This is a genomic window from Candidatus Effluviviaceae Genus V sp., from assembly GCA_014728125.1.
Classification (GTDB): domain Bacteria; phylum Joyebacterota; class Joyebacteria; order Joyebacterales; family Joyebacteraceae; genus WJMD01.
Genome location: WJMD01000036.1, coordinates 1 through 2,620, shown reverse-complemented (window position 1 = coordinate 2,620; position 2,620 = coordinate 1). Strand labels below are relative to the sequence as shown.

Genomic DNA, 2,620 nt, shown 5'->3' with positions numbered 1-2,620 from the left:
GCGCTCAGACGGCGAGAGCTACACGTGGCAGAGCTCTGCGGCATCCACCGGCCTCACACGTGAGTTCTACTTCTCATTCATGCCTGGAACGTACGTCGTCGAGCTCGACGGTCAGAGCGACCCGACCTACATCCTCTACGACCTGGAGCTGGCGACGTCGGAGCCGTGCGCCGACGACCAGTACGAGGACAACGACTTCATCGACGAGGCGGCGCCCCTGACCACGGACGAGACGCACGAGCTCACCGCCTGCCGGCTCGACGCGGACTTCTTCTCGTTCCAGGCGACGGCAGGACAGACGATCACGCTGACGGCCACTCAGACGGGCACGTCGACGCACTCGCGGCTCAGGATATTCGGGCCGGATGAATGGCAGCTCGCCGCCGAGAATTCCGACGACCCCGTCGCAACGGTGAGCGCGGTCGCCGTCGACTCGGGAACACACTACGCCAAGACGAAGTTCTGGGCCGACGGTGTCGCCTACGAGTTCCGGATCGACGTGGAGGACTAGCGCCTCCGGGGTCGGCTCGGCCACGGGGCCGGGTCGACCCCGGGCTTCATCCCGGAGGGCGGTCGGGGCACGCCGGGGCCCGGCGTCGTGCTCCCCTCCCCCGCCAAGGCGTCTTTACAAGGCCCCCGAAACCCGTTAGAATCTGATGGCTCCAGAGCCATTCCCGACTACAGTTCACACCATCCCAGCCCGTCAGCGCTGCGCCTGACGGGCCGCTTTCGCCGCCCGCCGTCCCGACCAGGCGACGGCGGCGCCCCAGGGAGGTACGATGCGCGTTCTACTCTCAGGCAACGAGGCGGTCGCCCGAGGCTGCTTCGAGCACGGCGTCGAAGTCGCCGTCGCCTACCCGGGCACACCGAGCACCGAGATCCTCGAGAACGTGGTCAAGTACAAGGACGACGTCTACTGCCAGTGGTCCCCGAACGAGAAGGTCGCCTTCGAGGTCGCCATCGGCGCGTCGTTCGGCGGCGTCCGGTCGCTCGTCGCCATGAAGCACGTGGGACTCAACGTCGCGGCTGACCCGCTCATGACATCCACGTCGGTCGGCGGCGACGGCGGGTTCGTCATCGTGACCGCGGACGACCCGGGCATGCACTCGTCGCAGAACGAGCAGGACAACCGCTACTACGCGAAGTTCGCCAAGATCCCGCTCGTCGAACCGTCCGACTCCCAGGAGGTCGTCGACTACCTCGGAGCCGCGTACGAGATCTCCGAGCGGTTCGGGACCCCGGTGCTCTTCAGGCTGACGACGCGGCTCTCACACGCGAAGACGCCGGTCGAGCTCGGCGAACGCACCGAGGTCGATCAGAAGGAGTACGTCAAGGACACATCGAGGCGCGTCGTCATCCCCGCGCACGCACGCAGACTCCACGTCAAGGTCGAGAAGCGCCTGGAGGAGCTCCGGAAGTTCGCGGAGACGTCGCCGCTCAACGTCGTCGAGGAGGGCGACCCGAAGGTCGGCGTCATCTCGAGCGGCATCTCCTACCAGTACGCGCGGGACGCGTTCCCGGACGCCACATTTCTCAAGCTCGGAATGTCGTACCCGTTCCCCATCGAGAAGGCCAGGGCCTTCTGTGAGCGGTTCGATCAGGTCTATGTGATCGAGGAGAACGAGCCCTTCATCGAGGAGCAGCTCCGGGCCGCGGGCGTCACGAACGTCCTCGGGAAGGACGCTGTCCCTCTCTGCGGAGAGCTCAACCAGGGGATCGTTCGCGTGTGCACGGGGCAGGGCGAGGCCGGGTCCGACCCTGCGAAGGTCGCTCCCCGCCCGCCGGTCCTCTGTCCGGGCTGTCCCCACAGAAGTACGTTCTTCACGCTGAACCGTCTGGGCATCGGCTCGACGTCGGACATCGGCTGCTACACGCTGGGCGTCATGCCGCCGCTCGAGGGAATCGACACGTGCCTCTGCATGGGCGCGTCGATCGGGAACGCGCTCGGGCTCGAGAAGGCCATCGGCCGCGAGTTCGCGAAGAAGATGGTCGCCGTCATCGGGGACTCGACCTTCGTTCACTCCGGCATGACGGGGCTGGCCGACGTGGCTTACAACAGGGGCGCGACCACGGTCATCATCCTCGACAACTCGACGACAGCGATGACCGGGCATCAGGAGCACCCCGGAACCGGCACGACCCTCATGGGCGAACCGTCGGTCAAGCTGGACTACGTCGCGCTCGCGAAGAGCATGGGCGTCTCGGATGCCCGCAGGGTAAACGCCTACGACCTCGACGCCGTCAAGACCGCGATCAAGGAGGCGATCGGCCACGATGAGCCCTCGCTGCTGGTCATGGAGGGGCCGTGTGTGCTCCTCGACCGCAAGACGTGGGGACCGGCGCTCATCGTCGACGCCGAGAAGTGCACGAAGTGCGGCCTCTGCCTGAGACTCGGCTGCCCGGCCATCAGTCGCGACGACGAGGGACACGCCGAGATCAACCCGCTCTTCTGCGTGGGCGAGCTCTGCTCGATGTGCAAGCAGGTCTGCCCCGCTGACGCGATCTCCGTCTCGAAGAGCTCCTGACGCCGCCCTGCGGCACAACGAACCCAAGGAGAACGTCAATGGCACAGAAGGTCACGAACGTCTTCATCTGCGGCGTCGGCGGGCAGGGCATCCTC

General features: G+C 66.5%; 1 protein-coding gene. It reads left to right on the top strand.

Annotated features, from left to right (window positions below):
* Window positions 1-779 precede the first annotated feature (779 nt).
* A complete protein-coding gene (gene iorA / locus GF405_01930; GenBank protein ID MBD3366917.1) occupies window positions 780-2,525 on the top strand; it encodes an indolepyruvate ferredoxin oxidoreductase subunit alpha in 1,746 nt (581 codons plus the stop codon).
* Window positions 2,526-2,620 lie beyond the last annotated feature (95 nt).